Raw genomic sequence first — 341 nt, 5'->3', positions numbered from 1 at the left:
CTTTTGCTCACGCCACCGATTAAATCCGAGGCGTTCTGCGTGTCCGCCAGGTATCTCGCGGCGGTACTGGTCGCCCCTTTCGTTGACAGGGCAAACACTGAAGATCCACTCGGCTGGCGGCTGGTGAAGGCATCCGCGTGAATAGAGACAAACAGATCCGCGCGCTGCTTTTGCGCTTTTGCCACGCGGACCTTCAGCGGGATAAAGACATCTTCGTTGCGCGTCATGTAGGCGCGCATATTGCCCTCTTTGTCGATCAAGGCCTTCAGACGACGGGCAATTTGCAGCACCACATCTTTTTCGCGGGTGCGATATTTCCCGACGGCGCCGGAATCTTCTCC

The 341-nt window shown here is 57.2% G+C and carries 1 protein-coding gene; it reads right to left on the bottom strand.

From position 1 onward, the window contains the following. Positions 1–341 (bottom strand): N-acetylmuramoyl-L-alanine amidase (locus RTW80_RS28035; RefSeq protein WP_312721392.1); only part of this gene is annotated, 341 nt, incomplete at both ends.

Origin of the sequence: Escherichia sp. AM3 (assembly GCF_032029835.1) — a bacterium.
Classification (GTDB): domain Bacteria; phylum Pseudomonadota; class Gammaproteobacteria; order Enterobacterales; family Enterobacteriaceae; genus Escherichia; species Escherichia coli.
This window is presented reverse-complemented; position numbering and strand designations above follow the sequence as displayed.